General features: G+C 37.5%; 25 protein-coding genes. 8 read left to right on the forward strand and 17 right to left on the reverse strand.

Annotation, left to right across the window (positions count from 1 at the left end):
* Position 1 precedes the first annotated feature (1 nt).
* Positions 2–727 (reverse strand): 1-acylglycerol-3-phosphate O-acyltransferase, encoded by a 726-nt coding sequence (locus HNR69_RS08155; RefSeq protein ID WP_075294235.1) that lies wholly within the window; start codon positions 725–727, stop codon positions 2–4.
* 110 nt (positions 728–837) lie between these two features.
* Here HNR69_RS08155 and lpxH point away from each other — a divergent pair, with 110 nt between their 5' ends.
* Positions 838–1,542, forward strand: a complete 705-nt coding sequence (lpxH, locus tag HNR69_RS08160) for a UDP-2,3-diacylglucosamine diphosphatase (protein WP_075294236.1) — start codon at positions 838–840, stop codon at positions 1,540–1,542.
* Positions 1,543–1,607: 65 nt separating this feature from the next.
* Here the strand turns inward: lpxH and uvrD are convergent, their stop codons facing one another.
* The 3 genes from uvrD to HNR69_RS08175 form a co-directional block, all read right to left on the reverse strand.
* A complete protein-coding gene (gene uvrD / locus HNR69_RS08165) occupies positions 1,608–3,788 on the reverse strand; it encodes a DNA helicase II (RefSeq protein WP_075294237.1) in 2,181 nt (726 codons plus the stop codon).
* A gap of 147 nt (positions 3,789–3,935) precedes the next feature.
* Positions 3,936–5,021, reverse strand: coding sequence for a 23S rRNA (cytidine(2498)-2'-O)-methyltransferase RlmM (gene rlmM / locus HNR69_RS08170; RefSeq protein ID WP_075294238.1), 1,086 nt, complete (start codon positions 5,019–5,021; stop codon positions 3,936–3,938).
* The gene (locus tag HNR69_RS08175; RefSeq protein WP_075294239.1) at positions 5,014–5,907 is read right to left on the reverse strand and encodes a transcriptional regulator GcvA; all 894 of its coding nucleotides are present in this window, start codon (positions 5,905–5,907) and stop codon (positions 5,014–5,016) included. Before HNR69_RS08175 ends, rlmM begins: the two co-directional genes overlap by 8 nt.
* Positions 5,908–6,341: 434 nt before the next feature.
* Between HNR69_RS08175 and HNR69_RS08180 the strand changes: the two genes are divergently transcribed.
* Positions 6,342–7,379 (forward strand): branched-chain amino acid aminotransferase, encoded by a 1,038-nt coding sequence (locus HNR69_RS08180; RefSeq protein WP_256692940.1) that lies wholly within the window; start codon positions 6,342–6,344, stop codon positions 7,377–7,379.
* A gap of 80 nt (positions 7,380–7,459) precedes the next feature.
* Here the strand turns inward: HNR69_RS08180 and bcp are convergent, their stop codons facing one another.
* Positions 7,460–7,936, reverse strand: a complete 477-nt coding sequence (gene bcp / locus HNR69_RS08185) for a thioredoxin-dependent thiol peroxidase (protein WP_075294241.1) — start codon at positions 7,934–7,936, stop codon at positions 7,460–7,462.
* 110 nt (positions 7,937–8,046) lie between these two features.
* Between bcp and dapA the strand changes: the two genes are divergently transcribed.
* Together dapA and HNR69_RS08195 are read left to right on the forward strand one after the other, a co-directional pair.
* Positions 8,047–8,943: a 4-hydroxy-tetrahydrodipicolinate synthase gene (gene dapA / locus HNR69_RS08190; RefSeq protein WP_075294242.1), complete on the forward strand. Its 897-nt coding sequence runs from the start codon at positions 8,047–8,049 to the stop codon at positions 8,941–8,943.
* A gap of 183 nt (positions 8,944–9,126) precedes the next feature.
* The gene (locus HNR69_RS08195; RefSeq protein ID WP_087449182.1) at positions 9,127–9,855 is read left to right on the forward strand and encodes a hypothetical protein; all 729 of its coding nucleotides are present in this window, start codon (positions 9,127–9,129) and stop codon (positions 9,853–9,855) included.
* Positions 9,856–10,224: 369 nt separating this feature from the next.
* Here the strand turns inward: HNR69_RS08195 and rimI are convergent, their stop codons facing one another.
* The 11 genes from rimI to HNR69_RS08250 all read right to left on the reverse strand — a co-directional run bounded on the left by rimI (position 10,225) and on the right by HNR69_RS08250 (position 21,840).
* Positions 10,225–10,671, reverse strand: coding sequence for a ribosomal protein S18-alanine N-acetyltransferase (gene rimI / locus HNR69_RS08200; protein ID WP_075294243.1), 447 nt, complete (start codon positions 10,669–10,671; stop codon positions 10,225–10,227).
* A 3-nt stretch (positions 10,672–10,674) separates the two neighbouring features.
* On the reverse strand, positions 10,675–11,079 hold the full coding sequence (locus tag HNR69_RS08205; protein ID WP_012340888.1) for a DNA polymerase III subunit psi: 405 nt from the start codon (positions 11,077–11,079) through the stop codon (positions 10,675–10,677).
* Between the two features lie 177 nt (positions 11,080–11,256).
* Positions 11,257–13,668, reverse strand: coding sequence for an endopeptidase La (lon, locus tag HNR69_RS08210; protein WP_011608646.1), 2,412 nt, complete (start codon positions 13,666–13,668; stop codon positions 11,257–11,259).
* A gap of 288 nt (positions 13,669–13,956) precedes the next feature.
* Positions 13,957–14,844 carry a protease modulator HflC gene (hflC, locus tag HNR69_RS08215; protein ID WP_012340890.1) on the reverse strand — a complete coding sequence of 296 codons (888 nt, stop codon included), beginning with the start codon at positions 14,842–14,844 and terminating at the stop codon, positions 13,957–13,959.
* Entirely contained in the window at positions 14,844–16,094 is a 1,251-nt protein-coding gene (gene hflK, locus HNR69_RS08220; protein WP_075294244.1) for an FtsH protease activity modulator HflK, read from the reverse strand. The genes hflC and hflK overlap by 1 nt, the downstream gene beginning before the upstream one ends.
* A 309-nt stretch (positions 16,095–16,403) precedes the next feature.
* Positions 16,404–17,369, reverse strand: coding sequence for a 6-phosphofructokinase (gene pfkA, locus HNR69_RS08225; protein WP_011608642.1), 966 nt, complete (start codon positions 17,367–17,369; stop codon positions 16,404–16,406).
* Positions 17,370–17,481: 112 nt separating this feature from the next.
* Positions 17,482–18,378 (reverse strand): cation diffusion facilitator family transporter, encoded by an 897-nt coding sequence (locus HNR69_RS08230; RefSeq protein ID WP_075294245.1) that lies wholly within the window; start codon positions 18,376–18,378, stop codon positions 17,482–17,484.
* 14 nt (positions 18,379–18,392) lie between these two features.
* Positions 18,393–18,947 (reverse strand): HI_0983 family protein, encoded by a 555-nt coding sequence (locus HNR69_RS08235; RefSeq protein WP_075294246.1) that lies wholly within the window; start codon positions 18,945–18,947, stop codon positions 18,393–18,395.
* The gene (gene yaaA, locus HNR69_RS08240) at positions 18,944–19,720 is read right to left on the reverse strand and encodes a peroxide stress protein YaaA (protein WP_075294247.1); all 777 of its coding nucleotides are present in this window, start codon (positions 19,718–19,720) and stop codon (positions 18,944–18,946) included. The genes HNR69_RS08235 and yaaA overlap by 4 nt, the downstream gene beginning before the upstream one ends.
* Positions 19,721–19,735: 15 nt before the next feature.
* Entirely contained in the window at positions 19,736–20,407 is a 672-nt protein-coding gene (ung, locus tag HNR69_RS08245; protein ID WP_011608638.1) for a uracil-DNA glycosylase, read from the reverse strand.
* A gap of 296 nt (positions 20,408–20,703) precedes the next feature.
* A complete protein-coding gene (locus HNR69_RS08250) occupies positions 20,704–21,840 on the reverse strand; it encodes an RNA-guided endonuclease InsQ/TnpB family protein (RefSeq protein ID WP_075319838.1) in 1,137 nt (378 codons plus the stop codon).
* 236 nt (positions 21,841–22,076) lie between these two features.
* Between HNR69_RS08250 and HNR69_RS08255 the strand changes: the two genes are divergently transcribed.
* The 4 genes from HNR69_RS08255 (at position 22,077) to grcA (ending at position 23,368) form a co-directional block, all read left to right on the forward strand.
* Positions 22,077–22,310: a hypothetical protein gene (locus HNR69_RS08255; protein WP_075293968.1), complete on the forward strand. Its 234-nt coding sequence runs from the start codon at positions 22,077–22,079 to the stop codon at positions 22,308–22,310.
* A gap of 5 nt (positions 22,311–22,315) precedes the next feature.
* Positions 22,316–22,645, forward strand: a complete 330-nt coding sequence (locus HNR69_RS08260) for a hypothetical protein (protein ID WP_075293967.1) — start codon at positions 22,316–22,318, stop codon at positions 22,643–22,645.
* A 104-nt stretch (positions 22,646–22,749) separates the two neighbouring features.
* Complete coding sequence (locus tag HNR69_RS08265) at positions 22,750–22,968, forward strand: lysozyme family protein (RefSeq protein WP_075293966.1); 219 nt, start codon at positions 22,750–22,752, stop codon at positions 22,966–22,968.
* 16 nt (positions 22,969–22,984) lie between these two features.
* Positions 22,985–23,368 carry an autonomous glycyl radical cofactor GrcA gene (gene grcA, locus HNR69_RS08270; protein WP_011608637.1) on the forward strand — a complete coding sequence of 128 codons (384 nt, stop codon included), beginning with the start codon at positions 22,985–22,987 and terminating at the stop codon, positions 23,366–23,368.
* A gap of 103 nt (positions 23,369–23,471) precedes the next feature.
* Here grcA and glyS read toward each other — a convergent pair whose 3' ends face one another.
* On the reverse strand, positions 23,472–25,538 hold the full coding sequence (glyS, locus tag HNR69_RS08275; protein ID WP_075293965.1) for a glycine--tRNA ligase subunit beta: 2,067 nt from the start codon (positions 25,536–25,538) through the stop codon (positions 23,472–23,474).
* Between the last annotated feature and the right edge of the window lie 603 nt (positions 25,539–26,141).

Here is a 26,141-nt window from a genome sequence, read left to right on the forward strand (position 1 = left end):
CTTATACAGATTGCTGTTGAATTTCTGCATCAAGCTCTGCGATGCGTTGTTGCATAATTTGATGACAATATTCAGCTAATTCCCGTACATTATCCTTTGTGTAGTTTGATGTATCTACAGGAGACATCATTTCACAAATCACTTTACCATTGTCCCACCGATTTAGGTCAATGCGATTATGGGTGGTTGAACAAACGACCGGAACAATTGGCACACCAGCGGTAATTGCCGCATAAAAAGCCCCCATTTTAAAAGGTAATAATCCACGCCCACGACTACGTGTCCCCTCAGGAAACATCCAAACTGACAAATTATCTTCATTTATACGACGAGCAAGTTGGTTTATTGTATTATGGGCTTTGGAGCGATTTTCTCTGTCTAACAAAATATTTCCCGTTGCCCAATAAAGAAGACCAAAAAAGGGAATCCAAACCAAACTTTTCTTGCCTACACTGACTGTACGAGGGCGAACCATAGCAGAAACAGTCACCATATCATAATTATTTTGGTGATTACCAATATAGATGCACCTACCGATACTATCGACATTTTCAGGAAAACGATGTTCAACTTTTAATCCAAAAAAAGGATATAAACGCCCAAACCAGCGAGCCATCACACCTACATTACTTGGATTTTTAAAACGAATAAGTGAATAAAGAGATCCTACTACACAAATTAAAATACTACAGAAGATAACAACGATGGCTCTTAATAATATCAACATAAATATACCCCTAAAAATTTGTATACGCCAAGTATAACGAAAATCTAAAAATAAGTGTAGAAAAGCATAAAAAAGTGCTAGGCTAGCACAAATATTTTAGGAACCTCAGCATGAAAAAAACATTCTTTATTGCAGATTTACATTTAAGCGAAAACCGACCGCATTTAACTGAACTCTTTGTTCATTTTATGCAAACGCAAGCACTACAAGCAGAAAAGCTTTATATTTTAGGCGACTTATTTGATTTTTGGATTGGTGATGATGAACAATCAGCCTTGATCGAAACAGTTCAACAACAAATATTACAGCTCAGCCAAAAAGGTATTCCTTGTTATTTTATTCATGGAAACCGTGATTTTTTGGTGGGAAGACATTTTGCCAACAGTTGCGGAATGGAGTTATTACCAACCTATCAGATCGTTAATTTATATGGTAAAAAAGTACTTATTTGCCATGGTGATACGCTATGTACTGACGATCTTGATTACCAACAATATCGCAAAAAAGTACAACAAAAATGGCTGCAATGGCTATTTCTTCACTTACCTTTAAAAGTGCGGTTAAAAATTGCAGAAAAAATTCGCCAAAAAAGCAAAACGGATAAAACACATAAAAGTATTGAAATAATGGACGTCAACAAGGATTTTGTAGAACAGATTATGCAACAGTTTCAGGTCAACATTTTGATTCATGGACATACGCACAAGCAGAATATTCATCAAAATCCACCGCACTTTACTCGCATAGTTTTAGGTGATTGGGGAGCAACAGCTTCTGTTTTAGAGGTTTCAGCCAATGGGTTTCAGTTTATCTAATTCGTCAGGCACAAAACCTAAACATAAAGAAAAAGAGATCAAAATATGCCCTTTTTCCATCACAACTAAATTTTTTCCAATTTGGCTAAATGAGCGACTAGCCATTTAATCCCTTGTCCCTGAAAAGCGATTTGCAATCGGGTATTATTATCAGCCCCCTCAACATTAATCACTGTTCCCTGACCAAATTTTTCATGTTTCACCTTTTGTCCAACTTTCCAACTATTATCCGATAAATCAGTTTTGACGATAGAACCCACTGCACTTCGGTTATAAGCTCGAGTCACTGTGCCACGTAAACGAACTTCTTGAATACATTCTTGCGGTAATTCAGCAATAAAACGAGAAGGAATATGTTTTTCGTCTTTACCATACAAGCGGCGAACTTCCGCATAACACAATGTCAATTTCTGTTTTGCTCGAGTAATCCCTACATAAGCTAAACGGCGTTCCTCCTCCAAACGTGCCAAGTCTTCACCCGAACGAAAACTTGGGAAAAGCCCCTCTTCCATACCAACAATAAATACTCTTGGAAATTCTAAGCCTTTCGCTGAATGCAATGTCATCATTTGCACACAAGGCTGGTGAGAGTCTGCTTGTTCTTCTCCTGCTTCCAAAGAGGCATGTGTTAAAAACGCCACTAAATCAGACATATCTTCAGCCTCATCCGGTTTTATAAATTCTCTCGTTGCGGTAACCAACTCCTCCAAATTTTCAATTCGCACTTCCCCTTTGTCCCCCTTTTCCTGTTTATACATGTCATATAAACCGGAATGTTTAATCACAAAATCAGTTTGTACAAATAGGGGCATTTCTGCGGTTTCTTGTTGTAAGGAATTGATTAATTCAATAAAACGTAACAAAACAGTTACCGAACGGATAGGAATTAAATTTTCTTGAATGGCAAGCTGAGTTGCTTGCCATAAAGTCACTTGTCTTTCACGAGTTAAATTACGCAAAATATCTAAAGTACGCTCACCAATACCTCGTGGTGGCGTATTTACAACACGTTCAAAAGCCGCATCATCTTGTCGATTGGCAATTAAACGCAAATACGCTAAAGCATCTTTAATCTCTTGTCGTTCAAAAAATCGCATACCGCCATAAATGCGATAAGGAATTTTAGCCCTTAGAAATGCCTCTTCAATGACACGGGACTGGCTATTACTACGATATAAAACTGCACAATCATCAACCTTACCGCCGTTATCCAGCCAATTTTGTACCTGACCGGAGACAAACAAAGCCTCATCCAACTCGTTAAAAGCCGCATAAATCCCCACAGGATCTCCTTTTTCACCCGCAGTCCAAAGATCTTTACCTAACCGGTTACTATTATTGGAAATTAAACGGTTTGCACTTTCTAAAATGTTGCCGGTTGAACGATAATTTTGCTCTAAACGAATAATTTTCGCTTTTGCAAAATCTTTAAGAAAACGATGAATATTCTCAACTTGAGCACCACGCCAACCATAAATAGACTGATCGTCATCTCCGACAATCATCACATTGCCTTGCGAACCGGCTAATAATTTAATCCAAGCATATTGAATTTTATTAGTATCCTGAAATTCATCGATCAAAACGTGCTGAAAACGCTGTTGATAATATTGCAAAATATGTGGATTTTTTAGCCACAATTCATAAGCTCTCAATAATAATTCAGCAAAATCTACTAGACCTGATCGATCACAAGCATCTTGATAAATTTTATAGATCTTGATCCACTCTCGCTCTTGACGATCATTATTATCTTCAATCTGATGAGGGCGTAATCCTTCTTCTTTTTTATTATTGATATACCAACAAGCTTGTTTATAGGGAAAGGCTTTTTCATCATATTGATGCAATTTCATCAAACGCTTAACTAAGCGAAGTTGATCTTCACTGTCTAAAATTTGAAAATCCTGTGGCAATCCGGCATCTGCGTAATGGGATCGCAATAAGCGATTTGCAATGCTATGAAAAGTGCCAATCCACATACCGAATAAACGTTGATGGGAATAACGAGCTAAAGTCGCCTCAATACGATGACGCATTTCCGTCGCTGCTTTATTGGTAAAAGTTACCGCCATAATACTTGATTCAGGTATTTTTTCTACCGCACTTAACCAAGCAATACGATACGTTAATACTCGAGTTTTTCCGCTTCCAGCACCAGCAAGTACGAGATAATTCCCCAAAGGTGCAACAACAGCATTGCGTTGTTTTTCATTAAGATCATTAAGTAATTCTGAAATATCCATTGTCGCCCATAAACTGTGTTTTTATACAGTTGATTATATTGTTTTAACCGGAAAAAGCAAGATAAGAATCACCGAATAAATGCTGAAGCATATTTCGCCAACTTTCCTTCCCAAATTTCCAATCCATTTAAATATCAAACAAATTTCCTACATAAGTCGAATATAAACGGTTATTTCTTCTCTATCATGATAAAGATGTTTTGCTTGTATTTGGAAAGATATATGTTGTTCATTTAGTCTTTCTTTAATTTGTTGTAAACACCGCTTAACCTCAAAATAACGCTTTTTCATAGGTAATTTTAAGTTAAAAATAGTTTCCTTACACCAACCTTTGACGAGCCATTGACTGATTAAATCAGCAATTCTACGTGGCTGTTCAACCATATCGCAAACCAGCCAGTCAATTTTACAATGCTTAGGAGGCCGAAATTTAAAGCCATCTTCAGCACAATGTTCAATTCTGCCGGTCTCATGTAGACTTGTTGCCATTTTGCCATGATCCACTGCATACACAAAAACACCTCGTCTAACCAATTGATAAGTCCACCCTCCCGGACAAGCCCCTAAATCAACAGCATATTTATTTTCGTTAAAACGTGTTGCTTCTTGATTGCGGGGAATAAAATAAAGAATTGCCTCTTCTAATTTTAATGTTGAACGACTAGGCGCTTCTGCCGGAAATTTTAGTCGTGGAATCCCCATAATATGTTCAGCATGGTTATTGTTATAGGAATAGCCAATGTAACAACTGTTGGATTGAGTGAAAAAAATATGCAGAGTAATACCGCTCTTTTTGTTTTTTGCTTGTAGCCAGCCTTGCTTTCTGAGAGCTTGTCTAAGCGGTACAGTAAATTTTCGACAAAAAGCGGCCAGTGTTTTAGCTTCATTGGTATCGGCGGTTTCTACCCAAATATCACTACTCTGTTTGAGATTGAGGATTTTTTCTTGTTGACGATAATATTCAATAATCGGACTGATACGATCTTGCACGGAAAGATTACTAATAAGATCAGATACGACAATCATTTGTCGAGCAAAAATCAGTTGACTAAATGTAATCTTTCTAGCGAGGAGATCCGCCTCACCGATTTGGTAACATTCAAAAATAACATAGCCTGAATTTTCTACTACTCTGGCAAAGCCAAAAACACCAAGTGCGGTGGCTTTTTCGGTTATTTCCGCCGCCAATTCTTTTTCAAAGCCGCTACGGCAATATAACGCTAATTTATTCATGTTTATTTTGCTTCATTGCATGCACAATCCATTGACGGAATGCGTTAATTTGTTCTGTATTGGTTCGATTAAGAGAATTTACCACATAAAAAGATTTTGGATCAGGTAGAGAGATAGATAACACAACTTGTAAGTTTCCGTTCTCTATTTCGTGTTGAGCAAGAATTTTATTTGCCAACACAATACCTTGTCCATGCACAGCGGCTTGTAATGCCATAAATGTATGACTAAATACCGGTCCATGTCGAATATCTAATTTATCCAGTTGAAGTAAATTCGCCATATTACGCCAGTTATCTCTAGTATGAACATGAATAAGATTATGGTGATACAAATCTGTTGCTTGCGTAACAGGTTGTTTAGCGAGTAATTTAGGGGAAGCCAAAATCAACAATTTTGCCTCTGCCAATTTTTCAACTTGTAATCCCACCCAATTTCCTTTGCCATAATAAATGGCAATATCAATTTCATTACTCAAAGGTATTTCGTCTTGATCAACCCCTTTTAATCTCACCTCAATATCCGGATATCGTTGATTAAATTCACTTAATTTTGGTACAAGCCATTGCATACCAAAAGTTTGCGGAACGCTAATTGAAAGATATTGCTCATTTTTCTGAGCCATTAATTTTGTTGTAGCATCGGCTAAATTATTTAGAATTTTGCTGACATCGGAAAAATAAGCCCGACCCAAATCGGTTAATTCTAATGTTCTATTTTTACGCTTAAATAATATAACACCTAAAAAATCTTCTAATAATTTTATTTGATGGCTAACTGCAGCCTGTGTAACAAAAAGTTCATCTGCGGCTTTAGTAAAACTTAAATGCCTTGCTGAACTTTCAAAAGATTTCAATGAATTTAAAGGAGGCAAACGTTTAATCATCATTCTTCCCAATTGTATTGTTTAAATTATAACGGTTGAAATTGCTATCAGATTAGTTTTTCTAATACCATATATAAAAAAATATATCTTGTCTGACCTATCCATTCTCCATAGAATGCACGCATACTTAACGATTGGTAATTCCTTACTGGTTAAAGAGTTTCGGACTTAAGTATGATGTTGTGTTTGCATATTGTTCGGGAAACCGAACCGAGTAACAAATTTTAAGTTACTCATTTACTTCCTGTATGTATATTTAAACCGTTTTTTAGGTTATGTACCGCTCTTTATGAGCGGTATTTTTTTATGGGCAAAATTCTATCATAAAATTTCCCATCTCTATCATTCCGAGCGATAAAAATCCCTTTATATTTTAAATATCCAGTTTCCAACCTGATGAGAATAGTGTAGATTAAATTCACTATTTTATAAACATCAAGAAGGAAGTAAAAATGAATAAAAATATTGATTGGGAAAATCTCGGTTTTAGTTATATCAAAACAGATTATCGTTACATTGCTTATTGGAAAAATGGAGCATGGTCAAAAGGTGAATTGACACAAGATAATGTTTTGCATATCAGTGAAGGTTCAACCGCACTCCATTACGGTCAACAATGTTTTGAGGGCTTAAAAGCCTATCGTTGCAAAGACGGCTCAATTAACTTATTTCGCCCTGAACAAAATGCACTACGCATGCAAAAAAGTTGCCAACGCTTGTTGATGCCCGAAATTCCGGTGGAAATGTTTGTCGATGCCTGTAAACAAGTCGTCAAAGCAAATGCAGATTGGCTAGGTCCTTACGGTTCCGGTGCAACACTTTACTTACGCCCATTTTTAATCGGTGTTGGTGATAATATCGGGGTTAGTCCGGCTCCTGAATATATATTCTCAATCTTTTGTTGTCCTGTTGGTGCATACTTTAAAGGCGGTATGAAACCGACTAACTTTATCGTTTCTGACTATGATCGTGCCGCACCACAAGGCACTGGAGCGGCAAAAGTGGGGGGAAATTATGCCGCCAGTCTTTATCCGGGGAAAATGGCGAAAACACGTCATTTTGCAGATTGTATTTATCTTGATCCGACTACACACAAAAAAATAGAAGAAGTCGGTTCTGCAAACTTCTTCGGTATAACTAAAGACAATAAATTTATTACTCCATTATCGCCGTCAATTTTGCCAAGCATTACTAAATATTCTCTACTCTATCTAGCAAAAGAGCGGTTAGGAATGGAAGTGATTGAGGGCGATGTTTATATTGATCAATTAGATCAATTTAAAGAAGCCGGTGCATGTGGAACAGCGGCAGTCATCACGCCTATCGGTGGTATTCAATATGGCGATCATTTCCATGTTTTTTATTCTGAAACTGATGTAGGTGAAATAACAACAAAGCTTTATAATGAGCTGGTCGGTATTCAGTTTGGTGATGTTGACGCACCAGAAGGCTGGATTGTTAAAGTAGAATAATAAAAAATACACAACTAATCTGCAATTTAATCAAGTAACTTTCCGATGAAATTGCAGATTTTTTCTGACATAAAAATATCTTAACGTTGTTCCAATGAATTTAAATAATCCAAGACAATTTGATGATGATCCGTAGTTTTAAATTTATCAAAAACTTTTTCAATTTTTCCCTGTTCATCAATTAAAAAACTAATGCGATGAATACCATCAAAGGTTCTTCCCATAAACTTTTTTTCTCCCCAAACACCGAATTGTTCTGCCACAATATGTTGCTCATCTGAAAGAAGATCAAAATTCAATGCTTTCTTTTCTATAAAATTGGCTAATTTTTTCGGCGAATCCGGACTAATTCCTAAGATAACAACCCCTTTATTTTCTAGCTCCGCTTTGCTATCACGCAACCCACAGGCTTGCGTTGTACAACCAGGCGTCAACGCTTTTGGATAAAAATAGACCAATACTTTTTTCCCGTGAAAATTCTCAAGACTCACCTGTTCATTATTTTGATTTAATAGACTGAAGTGCGGTGCAAAATCGCCGGCTTTTAATGTTTTCATAAAATATTACCTTTTAAAAAATATAAAAAAATACTTGCAAAGTGTTGCCATTTTAACGATCCTAAACGGACTTTTTCAAGCTAATATGCAAACATAATAAGGAGATTTTTATGACCACACACAGACCTTTATTCTACGGCAGTATCACCGCACTTATTACGCCAATGGATGATCATGGGGAAGTTGATTTTAACGCATTAAAAAAACTGGTTGAATACCATATTACTTCAGGATCTCACGGTATCGTTTCTGTCGGTACAACCGGAGAATCCGCCACATTAAGCATCGCTGAAAATGTAAAAACAATTTTAAAAACTCTTGAGTTTGCCGATGGAAGAATACCTGTTATTGCAGGTACCGGAGCAAATGCAACCAGCGAAGCGATTACGATGACCAAGCTGTTAAATGATAGTGGTGTTGCAGGTTGTTTATCCGTTGTACCTTACTACAATAAACCAACTCAAGAAGGTATGTATCAACATTTTAAAGCCATTGCAGAATGTACGGATATTCCGCAAATTCTTTACAATGTTCCTAGCCGTACAGGTAGTGATTTATTGCCTGAAACCGTTGGTCGTTTAGCTCAAATTGCAAATATTGTTGGAATTAAAGAAGCAACAGGTGATGTCAGTCGTGTAGCGAAAATTAAACAGATGGCGGGGGAAGATTTCATTTTCCTCAGCGGCGATGACGCAACAGGGCTTGAAAGTATGAAACTTGGCGGTCAAGGAGTCATTTCCGTCACAAATAATATTGCCGCCGCTGATATGGCAAAAATGTGTGAATTGGCATTAGCCGGAAAATTTGATGAAGCAGAAATCATTAATGATAAATTAAGAGCTTTACATAAAGATTTATTCATCGAATCAAATCCTATTCCGGTAAAATGGGCAGCTTATAAATTAGGATTAGTCCCTGATCCGATATTACGTTTGCCGCTGACAACTTTAAGCGAACAATCGCAACCGAAAGTTATTGAAGCATTAAAAAATGCCGGATTGCTATAGTCTTCTTACTAAACATTAGGGTCTGCAAACGACCCTATTTTTTAACCGATTTCTAGGTTAAGTGCGGTTGTTTTGAAGGGCAAAATAAATTTTATTTTTTTCTGAAGGTTTGTATTGTATAATTCGTCACCTAATGTCATGCGTACAATCTACGCTTATCTTTTTACAAAATAAGGACTTTTTATGAAATACAAACTGTCGTTAGCGTTATTATTTACGCTTCCAGCCTTTGCCCATGCGGGGGGGGGTAATTTTAATTTTTATGGCAAGGCGGGGATTGATTTAACGTCTCGTTTTGAAACGATGAAAATAATATTGCCGAACATCAATAAAGAGGCAAATGTTCCTGCAAGTTCAAGACAAAACACCTTCTCACCAAGTATCTTTCTTGAAACCACCTACAATATTTTACCACAAACAGAAATCGGTCTCGGACTAGGCTATATTAAACGCAAAGGCTTTGATCATTCTGCTACTTGGAAGATCTCAAACCAAGGTAATATTGGTTTTGGTGATAACAATGCAGTGGAAAACTATAGAATAAATCGTTATTCCTCCCTACCAATTTATTTCACGTTGAAACAAAATTATGCGTTAAATGCAAACAGCAAATTTTATCTAAAAGGGGATATAGGTTATTCAATCAACAAAATTGATAACACAAAATATAATTACTATACAGATGTAAGTGGTAAACTTGAGCTAGATAGCCTTAGCAGTAGATTTCAAAATTTTAAAGCTCAAAACGGTCTATATTTAGGTTTAGGCATTGGATTTGAATATAAGTTTTTCTTAGCAGATATTGGATATTATCATACTCATGCAAAAGTTAATTATAAAAGCGACGGAAGCTATTCATGGCACCCTTACAACAACGATGCTATACGTTTAACGCTTGGATTTAAATTCTAAACAACACAAAACAGAATAAATCTTTAAGCTAAACTTTCTACCATAATAAACAATCCCTATTGAATAACATTTCAATTCAGTAGGGATTTTAATATTTTCAATCGGTTAAATCTTTACAAAAACGCTACATCATACCGAATTGACGTCCTCCCCTAGCTAAAGCAAGGAGATTCCTACCAGCTCCCATTGCAAGCAATGGGCTACTCTCGGTGGGTTTCTGCTGCTGACCGCCAATGCGATTCACTTCACAGACGCTACGGGCACGTCCTGCCCTGATTATGCCGTCATTGAGAGTCTAAAGCGACCTCTGTTAGCAGTAAGAAGTATATCATATTTGTGCCTTATATCTACGCCCTAAAGGACGTGGTTTTACGGCACGATTAGATAAAATGCCATTACCACCGCACTTTCCCGTTTTCCGTCAGGTAAAGGATAATAATTTTTACGAATATCCACCTCATTAAATCCCAAATTGTGATATAGCTGTCTTGCCTTAATGTTCGTTTCTCTCACCTCAAGCCATAAGGTTTGTATATTACGTTCTAATAATTGTTGAATTAATTCTTTCAGTAATTCTTTTCCTAACCCCAATCCTTGATAATCAGGATCGACGGCAATATTAAACAACGTTGCCTCATCTAACACAAGATAACAAATGGCAAACGCAACAATTTTTCCATTAACCACTTTCTTTAAATTAAGATAATGTTCGCCTTGATTATTTTTTAATGTGCCTAATGACCAAGGAACAATATGTGCTTTTTGTTCGATCGCAAATAATTCGGCAAAATCTTGTTCATCAATATATGAAATCATTTTCTATATTTCCTGAATTTGCTGCCAAAACTGACGTTTTTCCTGAGGACTTTGCTTTAATCTCTCAAGTTCATTACTTTTCCAACAAGGCATATATTGCTTATCGCTTAAAGTGCGGTCTATTTTCTGTTGATCGTTTGTGAGTAACCAATAAATCACTTCATGTTCGACTTGAAGATAAGGCAAAAAATCAAAGTCAATACATAAACAATCTTCTTTCATTAGCTCAAGACTACGAAAAATATCTTGTAAAAACGGTTGTTCTTTTAAAACCGGCTGTTCAGAAATCATAATCAAACGAATATTTTTTGCCACAGAGACATTTACCAACCCTTTTAAAATCTCGGGATGGCGTAATTTCCACTGTGAAATACCCATTTCTTGTAAGAGTTTATCTCGTCTGTTCATTTCTATTTTCCTAAATAACAGGCTATTTTAAACCGTAACCGAAATGAGGTTAAGCAATAATTGTGTCCATTTTTAGCTCTTGGATTTGATATAAAGTGAAGAAACTCAACCGTAGAAGATCAAACCTAAATAAGAAATCATTAAATTAGTTTTGACCTTCTACACTCCAGTAGAATTTTAATTCAAACTTTTTGTTCGAGAAGAACGCTTACGAGAAGATTTAATTTTATGAATTGGAGAAAGCTTCACAAAATCAACTCCTTCCGGTGGATTTTCTAGTGCAATTGTTAAGACTTCATCAATAGTGTCAACCGCATGAATAGTTAAATTATTTTTCACATTTTCAGGGATTTCTTCCAAATCTTTGACATTTTCTTTGGGTATAATCACCGTTTTAATACCACCTCGATGAGCTGCTAATAATTTTTCCTTCAACCCACCAATCGGTAATACTTTGCCACGTAAACTAATTTCCCCCGTCATTGCCACTTCAGATTTTACCGGATTACCGGTTAAACAAGAAACCAATGCTGTACACATAGCAATACCCGCACTTGGTCCATCTTTCGGAGTCGCACCGTCCGGTACATGAATGTGAATATCACGTTTTTCATGAAAGTCATTAGCAATACCTAACTTTTCAGCTCGAGTTCTTACAACAGTCATCGCAGCTTGAATACTTTCTTTCATCACATCGCCCAAAGAACCGGTATAAATCAATTTACCTTTACCGATTACAGATGCCGTTTCTATTGTTAATAAATCACCGCCAACTTCGGTCCAAGCTAATCCTGTCACTTCACCAATGCGGTTTTGTGTATCTGCTCGACCAAATTCAAAGCGTCTAACCCCAAGATACTCTTGCAAATTGTTAGAATTCACTTGAATAGATTTCAAACTTTTATCTAATAGCAGATTTTTCACTGCTTTGCGGCAAATTTTAGAAATCTCTCTCTCTAAAGAACGAACACCGGCTTCTCGAGTATAATAGCGAATAATATCTAAAATAGCCTCTTCATTGATAACCAACTCATCAGTCTTCAATCCGTTACGCTCAATTTGTTTATTCAATAAGTGACGTGTCGCAATATTGAGTTTTTCATCTTCCGTATAACCGGAGAGACGAATGACTTCCATACGATCCAGTAAAGGTGCTGGAATATTCATTGAGTTGGACGTAGCAACAAACATTACATCAGATAAATCATAATCGACTTCAAGATAATGATCATTAAAATGTGAATTTTGTTCAGGATCTAGCACTTCCAATAATGCAGATGCTGGATCACCTCGATAATCCATTGCCATTTTGTCAATTTCATCAAGTAAAAACAGCGGATTTTTTACCCCCACTTTTGCCATTTTTTGAATTAATTTGCCGGGTAAAGAACCTATATACGTTTTACGATGTCCACGAATCTCTGCTTCATCTCGCACACCGCCTAATGCCATACGTACATATTTACGCCCCGTTGCATTGGCAATAGAATGCCCTAGCGATGTTTTTCCCACACCCGGAGGGCCAACTAAACATAAAATAGGGCCTTTTAATTGATTTAAGCGACTTTGTACCGCTAAATACTCCAATATACGCTCTTTAACACGTTCTAAGCCATAGTGATCCGCATCTAAGGTTTCCTGTGCTTTGGCAAGATCTTTTTTAACTTTAGTTCGCTTATGCCAAGGAACTTGAACCATCCAGTCAATATAACTACGCAAAACCGTTGCTTCGGAAGACATTGGCGACATCATCTTTAATTTTTGCAATTCGGCAAACACTTTTTCACGAGCCTCTATCGGCATCTTAGCCTCTTCTATTTTCTTGCGTAATTGCTCAACTTCATCAACTGTGTTTTCATCATCATTCAGCTCTTTTTGTAATGCCTTAATTTGTTCATTCAGATAGTAATCACGTTGATTTTTTTCTATCTGTTTTTTAACTCTGCCACGCACACGTTGTTCAACTTGCAATATATCGGCTTCGCTTACCATTAATCCTAATAAATATTCAAACCGTGCCGACAAATCTCCTATTTCTAGGATATTTTGCTTTTCATTAATAGATACCGGAAGATGAGCTGCAACCGTGTCACTTAATCTCTCTATATCATTAATACGTCGCAATGCAGAAATAATATCTGCGGGAATTTTTTTATTTAAATTCGCATATTTTTCAAATTCGGATAAAGTAATTTTCTTCAATACACTTAATTCTTTCTCATCACTCCATTGTGTTTCAATTAATTCGTGAGACGCTAAAAAGAATTCCCCATTATCTTGCAAATCAATAAGTTTAGTTCTTTGTTGTCCTTCAACAAGAACTTTTACAGTACCATCCGGCAATTTTAACAATTGAATAATATTGACTAATGTACCAATCTTATAAAGATCAGCGATCTTAGGTTCTTCAATGTCAGGTTTTCTTTGTGAAACCAATAATAATTGCTTATTATTTTCCATCGCCTCCTCTAAACTACGAATAGACTTGGGACGACCAACAAACAATGGCATGACCATATAAGGAAAAACTACCACATCACGCAATGGTAGAACCGGAAGATGCTCTAGCTTAGTTCGTTTTGCGTTCATATAATTTACTCTCTTTCTTAAAAATAGACTGAATGCACAGGATATGGGGGCTTTTTGTTAAAGTTCAAGCGAAACCCAACCTGCTAAAACAATCAACATCATTCTATCTAAAATGCTACAAAACATTCCGGCACTTTCTTTTGCTTATTTCGAAGAAAATTCAAGCACCTGTTGTACGAAGAGTGATGTATCTTTAGAAATAAAAATCTGCACCTTAATCAGTTGTTTATTTACTCCAACTTTTAGTGTGCAGATCATTTTCAAGTGCGGTGTGTTTTTATAAGGATTTTACTTTTTAGGGTGATCCATAAAACGGAAGAAATCACTACCCGGTTTTAAAATCATCATATTATTCGAACCTTCAAAGCTGTTTTCATAGGCTTTCATACTACGCATAAAACTGAAAAACTCCGGTTCTTGAGCAAACGCATCTGAATATAATTTTGCTGCTGTTGCATCGCCTTCACCTCGCAACTCTTGTGCCTTTTTACTTGCTGTTGCCAAAATAACCACAACTTTACGATCAACATCAGCTTGAATAAATGCGGCTTTTTCTTTACCTTGTGAACGATGTTCACGAGCCACTGCATCACGTTCAGCACGCATACGTTGATAAATTGAAGAAGATACTTCATCAGGTAAATTGATCTGTTTTACACGAACATCTACGACTTCAATACCCAATTCAGCAGTACTATCTTGTCCTGTATTCAATGCTTTCTTCGCATCTTCCATTAATTCACCACGAGTACCGGATACAATGTCTTTAATAGTTCTGGAGCCAATTTCAGAACGCAAACGATCATTTACTTTACGGCGTAAAAGATTCGAGGCTTGTACATAATCTCCGCCACTAGTGGCTGTATAAAAGCGACCGAAATCACTAATTCTCCATTTAACATAAGAATCAACTAATAGATCCTTTTTCTCTACAGTCACAAAACGATCAGGTTGACCGTCTAAAGTTCTAATGCGAGCATCAAGGATTTTGACGTGATCAATAAATGGGATTTTAAAATGCAAGCCAGGGCTATAAACAACCACTTTATTATCTGCATCACGATGTACTTTACTAAACCGTAGCATAATGCCACGAGTTCCTTCATCAATAATCACAACACTTGAATAAATCAGTGCGACCAATACGATAAGAATAGGAGTTAAGAATTTACGCATTAATTAAATCTCCCTTGACGACCTTCTATAACTTGATAAAGACTGTTCGGTTGCGAAATTTCCGGATTTGTTACCGCTCTTTCAGGAACCTTTTTTTCACTTGATTGATCAGTTTTAACGAGCGTATTGCTTTTCTCTGCTAACGTTTTACTATTCAAGATCTGCTCTAACGGCAATACGGTTAAATTATTTCCACTCTGTGTATCTAACATGACTTTCGGTGTATTCGCCATGACTTTTTCCATAGTTTGAATATACAAACGTTCACGTAATAATTCCGGCGATGCTTTAAACTCAGGTAATAAACGTTGGAAACGCTCTACTTCACCTTGTGCATCCAACACAACTTGTTCTTTATATGCTGTCGCCTGCTCAATAATACGTTGTGCATTTCCACGAGCCCGTGGCTCTTGCTCACGAGCATAAGCTTCTGCCTCACGAATATAGCGTTGCTCATCTTCTTGAGCCTTAATTGCATCATCGAAAGCCGCTTTCACTTCCTCCGGAGGGCGAGCAGACTGGAAGTTCACATCAATCACTTCTAAGCCCATATCATAAACAGCAATGATATCATTTAAAGTTTTCCAAGTATTTTCACGTACAACTGAACGTCCGGTAGTTAAAATATCATCCATCGTCATATGACCAATTACATAACGTAATGCACTATCTGTCGCTTGATTTAAACTGTCATCCGCTCTCGTTACACTAAACAAATATTTCGCCGGATCTTGAACACGATATTGCACCGTCATCTCAACCTTAACCATATTTTCATCTTGCGTTAACATTGAACCCTGTGTTCTTAACTCACGAACCCGCTCAACATTCACCGCTGTTACGCTATCAATAAACGTTGGTTTCCAATTTAAGCCCGGCTGAACGATTGAATGTAATTGTCCAAAACGAAGAACTACACCACGCTCCGCTTCTTTTATGGTATAAAACCCGCTTAATCCCCAAATCACCGCACCAATCAATACACCTAACGGTAACAATTTACCTAACCCCACCGGAGCATTTGGCTTGCCGTTTTTTCCGACATTACCGGATTTACCACTGATTTTTTTCAGCAAATTATTAAAGATCTCTTCAATATCCGGCGGTGATTGTTGAGTATTCTTTTGTTGGTTATTCGGCTGCTCCCAATTTGACTGTTTATCTTCATTATGGGATTGATTATTTTCCGGTTTTTTCCCCGTGCTACCCGGCTTACCCCAAGGATCTTGATCTGAATTATTGAACGACATTTCATTCTCCATTTGTCAAAAAATTGTGACAAGTCTAAACAAAATATTGATCTAAGTCTAATTTATTTAAAACTAATTTTGCGATTTATTTGGTATTCCTCACACAAAAGCAAAAAAATAACTCATTTTTCAAACCCTGTAATGATAATCACCGCACTTAGAGGTAACAACACAGAATGATGAAAATCACCTTTCAAACGAATGGATAAGAACAAAAAATAGTTATTTAATAGCAAAAAATTCAGAATGAGAAAGTTATTCAGAAGTGATAAAAATCGCCGAATGATCGGCGATTTTGTATAAAATGAATCAATCTAACCGTTTAGACATAGCTAACCAATCGGCTTTAAATTCACGACGCATATTATTAATTGCATCAATAATATCATGATGCACCAATTGTTCGTTTTGGATACCGACACAATAACCACCTTTGCCCTGTAATAAAAGATCTACAGCGTAAACCCCCATACGAGAACCTAAAATGCGGTCAAAAGCACAAGGCGTACCGCCACGTTGAATATGGCCTAAAATAGTTGCTCGAGTTTCGTGTTTTACACGGGCTTCAATTTCTCGAGCCAGCTCATTCACATCACATAATAATTCCGTGATGGCAATAATTGCATGACGCTTACCCTTAATAATGGCACGCTCAATTTGCTTAATTAATTCTTCACGATTAAATTCAATTTCAGAAGCAACAATATATTCACAACCACCTGCAATAGCCGCCGAGATCGTCAAATCGCTACAATGTCTGCCCATAATTTCCACGATAGAAATACGCTTGTGTGAACTTGAGGTATCACGTAAACGGTCAATTGCCTCAACTGCGGTTTCAAGTGCGGTTTGATAACCGATAGTATAATCAGTGCCAGCAACATCATTATCAATTGTTCCGGGAATACCGACACAAGGGAAATCATGTTCTTCAGTGAGTAATTTTGCTCCCATATAAGAACCATCTCCCCCGATGACGACAAGTGCATCAATACCATGTGAACGTAAAATTTCCACGCATTTTTCACGTACGGCAGGATCTTTAAACTCAGGGAAACGAGCTGAGCCAAGGAATGTACCGCCCCTGTTGATAATATCCGATACGCTATAGCGAGTTAATTGTTGGATCTTGTTGTGATATAAACCGTAATAACCTTCATAAATCCCATAAACTTCCAAGCCCTCGGATAAAGCCGAACGAACAACACCACGTATCGCAGCATTCATCCCCGGTGCATCACCGCCACTTGTTAAAACTGCAATTTTTTTTATCATATTACTTACCTAATGTATTGTTAAAATTAATCTTCAAAAAAACAGTGCCAAGGTTACACTATTCCTTGCCGTCGCTCTATAAAAATTTTTGTGAATTGCAACACAATTTGATCTAGTTTAAACTTTTCAGCTCAACTTGAACAACGCTGGTTGGCTCTTGATGAATCGCAATATCAGTGTCAGAAAATCGCTGTCTCAATTGATTTTCTATATCTTCCGTAATTTGATGAGCTTGAACAAAAGACATATGATCATCTAATTCTAAATGAAATTGGATAAAACGAACCGCACCTGAACGTCTAGTTTTAAGATCATGAAAACCCAAAATACGTTTATCTGCTAAAATAATTTGTTCTATGCTTTTAATTTCTTCATCCGGTAAGGCAACATCTAAAAGCAACTGGAGATTATCAAACAAGATTTTACCTGCATTAATCAATATATAAAAAGCAATTAAAAGAGCAAAAATCGCATCGGCTTGTTGGTAACCTAATTGGCTCAACGATAATGAAATTAAAATAGTAAAATTCATCAATAAATCCGTTTGATAATGAAGTTTATCCGCTTTAATTGCCGGACTGCCTGTTTGTTTAATCACTTTGCTTTGATATATCACTAACAATGCAGTAGCTAAAATCGAAAATAAGGTTACAAAAACACCAATCTGAAAATTCATCAAGGGTTGTGGTGTATTTAAGCGATGAATACCTTGCAGAAGAATAAATACCGCCGATCCGGAAATAAATGCACTTTGCCCCAAACCAGCAAGAGCCTCAGCCTTACCATGACCAAAAGAATGATTATGATCCGCCGGCATCAGTGCAAAACGCAAAATCAGCATATTCATCAAAGACACCAATAAATCCAACATTGAGTCAGTGATAGACGCTAACATACTGACAGAACTCGTTTGCCACCAAGCGAAACTTTTCACTAAAATTAATAATAAAGCGGTAAAAATAGCTAAATTGGCTGCTTTTTTCACTTGTTGGGAATAAATACGTTCCATTTATACAATTGCCCTCATTGATAACAACCGACTATTTTATATTGTTCGAGCTGTGCGATTTCTTTATCCACAATATATTTTTTTAAATAGCGTTCAATTTTACGTTTACTCATTGCTGATGTGGGAGCTTTCATTAACTTAAAAGAATATTGATATTGAATAAAACCACAAAAAGGAACCTCTTTACCTTTTGCAATATCTACTTGCCAAGTTGGATTTTTTTCTGTCGGTTCATAAATCACAAAGCTGTAAAGCTCATTATCTTTCAAATAAAGATTAAATTGCTTCACACCGTTATTCTGATAAACATGTCGTCTCAATGTTATACGATCCGACAAACTACGTTTTTCATGATTACGATCGTGTAATAATTCAACCGCACTTTGCCAGTTTTCAACAGTGTGTTCTTTCGGTAAATAAAAGTAACGAGCCACAGTTTCCAAATCTACCGCACTGACAAGATAATAACTTTTTTCATGATGCTTAATATATTCCGGTACGTTTACTCGAGAGTGTGATACACAGGCTGACAATAAAAGTGCGGTCAACATAGCTAAGATTTTGTTCATTTAATTAAATCTCGCTTAAATACAAATTCCGTTTGTGTTGAAGAGGATGGATTAAACTGATACCCCCCTAAATCAAACTCTTTTAATTGTTCAATGTCAGTGACTCGATGTTGAATAATATAGCGACACATCAACCCTCTTGCTTTTTTAGCATAAAAACTGATGACTTTATATTTTCCTCCTTTGTTATCAAGGAAAACCGGCTTGATAATTTTCACCTCTAATTGATTTTCTTTAATGGATTTATAATACTCATCTGAAGCCAAATTAACGAGAATTCTATCACCCTGCTGTTCAATTGCCTGTTGTAATGCGTCGGTGATGATATTTCCCCAAAAAGCATATAAATCCTTGCCTTTTTCATTTGCCAATTTTGTTCCCATTTCTAAACGATAAGGTTGCATTAAATCAAGCGGTCGTAACACTCCATATAATCCGGATAATACACGCAAATGCTGTTGTGCAAATTGAATATCGTCCCGACTTAATGTTTCAACCTCCAAGCCGGTGTAAACATCACCTTTAAAAGCATAAATTGCCGCACGAGAATTTTGTTCATTATGCTCTATTTGCCATTGTTCAAAACGTGCAGCATTTAAACCGGCAAGTTTATCGCTAATCGACATTAACGAACTTATTTGTGCCGGTGAAAGTTGACGACAAATTTTTATCAATTTTTCGCTATATGCAGTTAAGTGCGGTTGAGAAAAAGCAAAATTCGGTACCGCACTTTCCCAATCTAACGTTTTGGCTGGAGAAATAATAGCTAACATGTTCTTTCCTCAAATTTATATCGTCATTGGCAATTGCCAATTAATTTCAGTTAAATTGTGATGTCGTAAATACTGATTGGTTTTGGAAAAATGCCTACAACCGAAAAATCCTCTATGTGCCGACAATGGCGAAGGGTGTGGCGAGGTTAAAACACAATGCTTAGTGCGGTCAATAAATTGACCTTTTTTCTGAGCATGACTACCCCAAAGCAAAAAAACAAGATGATCACGTTGTTCATTTAAAACATGAATAACACGATCCGTAAACGTTTCCCAACCAAAATTCGCATGTGAATGTGCTAATCCCTGTTCAACGGTCAACACCGTATTGAGCAATAATACGCCTTGCTTTGCCCAACCGACCAAATAGCCATGTGAAGGAGTTTGAAACCCCATAATATCTGTTGAGAGTTCTTTATAAATATTTACCAATGAAGGAGGCGGTGCTATGCCGGGTTTGACTGAAAATGCCAACCCATGTGCTTGATTGACACCATGGTAAGGATCTTGACCTAGAATGACGACCCTAACCTGATCAAACTCCGTCAATCTAAAGGCACTAAATACTTCTTCTTGAGGTGGATAAATTGTTCTACCGCTTTGTCTGGCTTGTTGAACTTGCTGTAAAATATGCTGGAAATAAGGTTGTTGTTTTTCTTGCCCAATTGCCTCTTTCCACGTATTCATGATTTTCCTCATATTGATATGCCAATCTTAAGCGGCAATTATAAAGAAAGAATAATAAAATGCCTAGTTTGGATTTGCTTAATACGTATAGGTTATTTTTAAATTTTGCTAAATTTAACGCCTTGATTACGTTTCAATCCAATATATTTTTTCATTGACATCCTCCCCGCCTAAAGGCAGGGGATTCCTACCAGCTCCCACAGCAAGCTGTGGACTACTCTCGGTGGGTTTCTACTGCTGATCTCTATTGAGATTCACTTCATAGACGCTTCGGGTATGTCCTACCCTGATATTTATTATGCTTTGACTATTGCTTGCCCACGTGTGAGAACATTCATTGCTCCCACTACATCCGCATTTTCTGTATAGCCACATTCTACACATTCAAAATTTGCCTGTGTTTGGCGATTTTCTTTTGCGGTATGTCCACAACAAGGGCAAGCACGACTGGTATCTCGTGCTGGTACGGCAACTAAAAATCCGCCAAGCCATTGCGTTTTATAGTCTAGCTGTCGTCTAAATTCAAACCAAGATTGATCCAGTATTGAACGGTTTAAACCTGATTTCTGCTTCACATTTTTGCCGTGTGCTTCCACTGTGCCTTTTGCCGATTTGGACATATTCGCAACTTGCAAATCTTCAACGTAGATCATTGCGTGGTTTTTGCTGATTTGAGTTGAGATTTTATGTAGAAAATCTTTTCGGCAGTTAGCGATTTTATGGTGCAACCGGCTGATTTTTGCTTTCAGTTTTTGCCAGTTTTTACTGAACTTCACTTTGTTTTTAAGCTGTTTTTGCAGTTTGGCTAACTTACCTTTGTAGGTTTTAAATGCGTTCAACGGCTCAAAAAATTCGCCGTTAGACAACGTGGCAAAACGTGTAATGCCCATATCAATGCCTATTTCTCCGCCTTTATGCGTGGGAATTTTCTGTTCAAATTCCGTTTGAATGCTCACAAAAAAGCGACCGCACTTCATTGATACAGTGACATTTTTCACTTCGCCCACAATTTCACGACTATTGCGATAACGCACCCAACCGATTTTCGGCAGGTACAAGCGGTCGTTTTGTGGCTGAATTTTGCAGCCTTGCGGAAAACGAAAACTCTCTTTTATACCTTTTTTCTTGAATGTTGGGAAACTTGAATGTTTCTGAAAGAAATTTTCGAACGCACTTTCAAGGTCTTTTAACGACTGTTGAAGCACTTGAGAATGGCATTCTTTGAGCCAAATTAGCTCTTTTTTCCATTGCGGAAGTAGATTAGCGATTTTGTAATAGCGGAATTTGTGATTGTTATCCAGTTCGTATTGTTCATTCTGCCACGCTAACGCTTTATTGAACACAAAACGGGAACAACCGCAAAACTGCTTGATTTTACGGATTTGTTCACCATTCGGTCTGATTTCAAATTTAAAGGCTTTGCGTATTAACATTGCTCAAACTAGAATACAAAGATTGTTATTATTCTACACTTGGTCTATGAAAAAAGAAACAGAGATTAAGTTTGAAACGGCTTCGCCGTTTGTGCCTTATATCCACACCCTAAAGGAGGTGGTTTTACGGCACTGTCTGATAAAAAAATATATTTATTCAAAAATATATTTTGAATTGATTTATAGTTAAAGTACAATAAGATTATGGCTTTAGCCATTTAGAGGTGTTATTTACAATGACAACGACAGTAACAACAGTAAGGCTATCAGGTAAAAGAAAACAGATAGTAGAATATATCGCTTTACAAGCTGGAGCAAAATGCGGACAGCTTTTAAAAAAAAGCGATGTTATTCATTTTTTGATTGATCGTTATGGAAATGCGGAAACAATAGACGCATTAGTTGAGAAGTACGGAGCGTCAAAAAGTCCATTAGCTCTTAGAGATAGTAACGAAAACACAGAGGAGTAAGTAAGATGAAATTAGCTAAATTAGTTATTCCAGTTTTGCTTGGTTTAGGCTTAACTGCTTGCAATGATGATACGGCGTTTATTGGTACATATCAAAATGCAGAAAAACAGCTTTTGTATATTGATAAAACTAATACAGATAAACACTTTACCGTAGAAACAAAAATTAAAGTAAAAACATACTTTGGTACTGAAACAATGGATTCACGGAAATATGTAGTTTATAAAAAAGGGGATCAATTATTGGAGCTAGGTAATGATTCTGTTATTGGTGAGCTTGGGAAAGATAGCTTTACACTTTCAATCAATGGCATTACCTACAAGAAAAAGTTATAAGGTTTAGCAGGCGGTAACCCCTTTTTTTTACACCTAAAAAAAGGGCATTAGCATTATATATAATGCTGCATTTTTGTCAATAACTATTTGATTTTGAAGATATTATGGGAATTACACAACAAGTACTGCTTTCACTTTTTGCTCAATGTGCAGCCGATGTTGCACCTGAAACACTAAATGCTGTAATTGATGTAGAAAGTAGCAGAAATCCCTATGCCATAGCAGTTGTTTACGATAAAATTAAACCGCTCTATATCAAATTAATTGAAAATATAAAATTTTTTGATAAAATTTGCACCAGTTCAATTCGTGAAAAAACATAATGATTAGGAGCATATTATGATTAAAGGTATCCAAATTACTCAAGCGGCAAATGACAATTTATTAAACTCGTTTTGGTTATTGGACAGTGAAAAAGGCGAAGCTCGTTGCTTAGCGGCTAAAGCGGAATTCGTTGAAGATCAAATCGTGGCAGTAAGCGAGTTAGGTCAAATCGAATATCGTGAATTACCGGTTGACGTTGCACCAACAATTAAAGTTGAAGGGGGTCAACACTTAAATGTGAACGTATTACGTCGTGAAACATTGGAAGACGCAGTAAATAATCCGGAAAAATACCCACAATTAACCATTCGTGTTTCCGGTTACGCAGTTCGTTTTAACTCTTTAACACCGGAACAGCAACGTGATGTAATTACTCGTACTTTCACACAAAGTTTATAATTTCCATCTGATCTGATCGTGCCGTATTCCCACATACTTTAAAACGTGGAAATACGGCACAAAATATTCTCGTCGACTTTGCTCTCCGAGCTTACCTTATTTTTTATTGCAACACCGAAATGTCTGCTACTTGTAAAAAGAGATTTTGTAGCGTGCTTAAAATCGCTAAGCGATTTTGGCGAAGCGTTTGTTCTTCCACATTTACCATTACTCCGTCAAAAAACGCATCAATCGGCTGACGTAAATTCGCTAATTTATCCAATACAGCCGTGTAGTCGCCTTGTGCAATTAACGGTTGCACTTCGCCTTTTAAGGCAATAACCGCTTCCGCCAACGTTTTTTCTGCCGACTCTACGCAAACGCCTAAATCAATCTCACCAATCGCAATATCGGCTTTCGCTAGAATGTTGCTCACACGTTTATTTGCGGCGGCTAAGGCTTCGGCACTGTCTAATGTACGGAAATGAGAAACCGCACGCACACGAGCATCGAAGTCCGCAGGTTTGGTCGGACGGCGAGCCAATACAGATTGAATGACGTCTACTGCAATGCCTTCACTTTCATACCATGCACGGAAGCGGCCAAGCATAAAGTCTACTACTTCATCAACCACATTTTTATTCGTCAGTTTGTCGCCAAAAAGTGCGGTCGCTTTTGCCACAATGTCAGCTAAATCCAACGGCAAGTTTTTCTCCACAATAATTCGCAGACAACCCAGTGCGGCACGACGTAAAGCAAACGGGTCGGCACTGCCTTTCGGGGATTGTCCAATACCGAAAATCCCTGTGAGCGTATCAATTTTATCCGCCAATGCAACAGAACAAGCAACTAACGAATTCGGCAATGTATCACCGGCAAAACGTGGCATATATTGTTCGTTCAACGCAACCGCCACGTCTTCATCTTCGCCATCGTGGCGAGCATAGTGCATACCCATTACGCCTTGCGTATCGGTAAATTCAAACACCATATTGGTCATCAAATCGCATTTTGAGAGCAAGCCGGCACGTTTCGCTTTCGTTTGATCCGCCCCGATTTGTGCTGCAATTTCGCCTGCTAAGGCTTCAATACGAGCGGTTTTATCACGCAATGTGCCAAGCTGTTGTTGGAATAATACGGTTTCAAGGCGTGGCAACCGATCTTCCAATTTCTGTTTTAAGTCGGTTTTGAAGAAGAATTCCGCATCGGTCAAGCGTGGGCGAACCACTTTTTCGTTACCTTCAATAATTTTGCTCGGATCGTCAGGATTAATATTGGACACGAAGATAAAGTGCGGTAATAATTTTCCGTCTTTATCATAAATCGGAAAGTATTTTTGGTCGCCTTTCATCGTATAAACCAAGGCTTCCGCAGGGACGGCAAGGAAACGTTCTTCAAATTTAGCGGTCAGTACATTCGGATATTCAACTAATGACGTTACTTCTTCCAACAAGTCTTCTTCAATATCCGCCACACCGCCAAGTGCGGTCGCTTTTTCTCGAGATGTTGCAAGGATCAACGCTTTACGTTCATTGAAATCGGCTACCACAGAACCACGTTCTTTGAGCAATTGCGGATATTGATCGGCGTGATCAAGACTAAATTCACGCTCACCTAAAAAACGATGTCCACGAACGGTACGCCCGCTCGCCACGCCTAAAATTTCGCCTTCAATCAGATCTGCACCGAATAAAAGCGTTACGGTATGCACCGGACGTACAAACTGCTCGGTTTTATCGCCCCAACGCATTGTTTTTGGAATTGGTAATCCTGAAAGGGCTTTATCAATAATGCCTACAAGCAAGTTTTTAGTCGGCTGACCTTCAATCACTGCACGATGCACCAGCCATTCGCCTTTATCGGTGGAAAGACGTTCGGCTTGCTCAACGGTAATGCCACAGCCTCTCGCCCAGCCTTCCGCCGCTTTGGTCGGCTTACCTTCGGCATCAAACGCCGCCGATACTGCCGGCCCACGTTTTTCAACGTGTTTGCTCGGTTGAGCCTCTGCCAGCCCCAACACTTTTACTGCCAAACGGCGAGGGGCTGCAAACCATTCCACTTTCTCAAAAGCCAACCCTGCTTGATTTAACTCTTGCTCAACATTCTCCGCAAATGCGGTCGCTAATTTTTTGAGTGCCTTTGGTGGCAACTCTTCTGTGCCGATCTCGGCGAGGAAGTTTTGTGTTGTCATTGTTATTTCTCAACTATACGTTTTATTTAAATCCATTGGCTAAACAAATTGCTTTGTTCGTTTTTTGGGGTACTTTTACTCAATTCTTCACATCGTTTTTACGTCTACCAAATACCCTAACTCAATAAAAATCAAAAGGTTCCGTTTTACTTGATATCGTTTTGAACTCATTTTCTTATTCTACACTATTTTAGATAGAGGCAAAACAAGATTGCTTTTGAAAACGCTCAATTTGCCTTTTCGTTGTACTGCGTTTTAAAAATCAATCTAAACTCATATCAAAGTAACCCAGACAAGAAAAAGAAAAAGAAAAGAAAGGATAAAGAGAAGAGAAGAATTTTATTTTTTTGCGATAAATTTAGACAATTTTGTAGCAAATTTATAACGAGATCAGTATAATCGCACACTTAACTAAACTGGATTTAATCATTTAACTAAACTGGATTTAATCATTTGAGAAAATAGCTCAAATCAACCCTATTAACATTAATCGAATAAGAAGCAGAATATGAGCCTACAGCCTACAGCCTACAGCCTACAGCCTACAGCCTACAGCCTACAGCCTACAGCCTACAGCCTACAGCCTACAGCCTACAGCCTACA

This window comes from Histophilus somni, assembly GCF_014202395.1.
GTDB lineage: Bacteria > Pseudomonadota > Gammaproteobacteria > Enterobacterales > Pasteurellaceae > Histophilus > Histophilus somni.

Bases quoted from the DNA above. Each gene is read 5' to 3' on its own strand.
- HNR69_RS08155 (WP_075294235.1), bottom strand. From the start codon at position 727: ATGTTGATATTATTAAGAGCCATCGTTGTTATCTTCTGTAGTATTTTA.
- lpxH (WP_075294236.1), top strand. From the start codon at position 838: ATGAAAAAAACATTCTTTATTGCAGATTTACATTTAAGCGAAAACCGA.
- uvrD (WP_075294237.1), bottom strand. From the start codon at position 3,788: ATGGATATTTCAGAATTACTTAATGATCTTAATGAAAAACAACGCAAT.
- rlmM (WP_075294238.1), bottom strand. From the start codon at position 5,021: ATGAATAAATTAGCGTTATATTGCCGTAGCGGCTTTGAAAAAGAATTG.
- HNR69_RS08175 (WP_075294239.1), bottom strand. From the start codon at position 5,907: ATGATTAAACGTTTGCCTCCTTTAAATTCATTGAAATCTTTTGAAAGT.
- bcp (WP_075294241.1), bottom strand. From the start codon at position 7,936: ATGAAAACATTAAAAGCCGGCGATTTTGCACCGCACTTCAGTCTATTA.
- dapA (WP_075294242.1), top strand. From the start codon at position 8,047: ATGACCACACACAGACCTTTATTCTACGGCAGTATCACCGCACTTATT.
- HNR69_RS08195 (WP_087449182.1), top strand. From the start codon at position 9,127: ATGAAATACAAACTGTCGTTAGCGTTATTATTTACGCTTCCAGCCTTT.
- rimI (WP_075294243.1), bottom strand. From the start codon at position 10,671: ATGATTTCATATATTGATGAACAAGATTTTGCCGAATTATTTGCGATC.
- HNR69_RS08205 (WP_012340888.1), bottom strand. From the start codon at position 11,079: ATGAACAGACGAGATAAACTCTTACAAGAAATGGGTATTTCACAGTGG.
- lon (WP_011608646.1), bottom strand. From the start codon at position 13,668: ATGAACGCAAAACGAACTAAGCTAGAGCATCTTCCGGTTCTACCATTG.
- hflC (WP_012340890.1), bottom strand. From the start codon at position 14,844: ATGCGTAAATTCTTAACTCCTATTCTTATCGTATTGGTCGCACTGATT.
- hflK (WP_075294244.1), bottom strand. From the start codon at position 16,094: ATGTCGTTCAATAATTCAGATCAAGATCCTTGGGGTAAGCCGGGTAGC.
- pfkA (WP_011608642.1), bottom strand. From the start codon at position 17,369: ATGATAAAAAAAATTGCAGTTTTAACAAGTGGCGGTGATGCACCGGGG.
- HNR69_RS08230 (WP_075294245.1), bottom strand. From the start codon at position 18,378: ATGGAACGTATTTATTCCCAACAAGTGAAAAAAGCAGCCAATTTAGCT.
- HNR69_RS08235 (WP_075294246.1), bottom strand. From the start codon at position 18,947: ATGAACAAAATCTTAGCTATGTTGACCGCACTTTTATTGTCAGCCTGT.
- yaaA (WP_075294247.1), bottom strand. From the start codon at position 19,720: ATGTTAGCTATTATTTCTCCAGCCAAAACGTTAGATTGGGAAAGTGCG.
- ung (WP_011608638.1), bottom strand. From the start codon at position 20,407: ATGAATACGTGGAAAGAGGCAATTGGGCAAGAAAAACAACAACCTTAT.
- HNR69_RS08250 (WP_075319838.1), bottom strand. From the start codon at position 21,840: ATGTTAATACGCAAAGCCTTTAAATTTGAAATCAGACCGAATGGTGAA.
- HNR69_RS08255 (WP_075293968.1), top strand. From the start codon at position 22,077: ATGACAACGACAGTAACAACAGTAAGGCTATCAGGTAAAAGAAAACAG.
- HNR69_RS08260 (WP_075293967.1), top strand. From the start codon at position 22,316: ATGAAATTAGCTAAATTAGTTATTCCAGTTTTGCTTGGTTTAGGCTTA.
- HNR69_RS08265 (WP_075293966.1), top strand. From the start codon at position 22,750: ATGGGAATTACACAACAAGTACTGCTTTCACTTTTTGCTCAATGTGCA.
- grcA (WP_011608637.1), top strand. From the start codon at position 22,985: ATGATTAAAGGTATCCAAATTACTCAAGCGGCAAATGACAATTTATTA.
- glyS (WP_075293965.1), bottom strand. From the start codon at position 25,538: ATGACAACACAAAACTTCCTCGCCGAGATCGGCACAGAAGAGTTGCCA.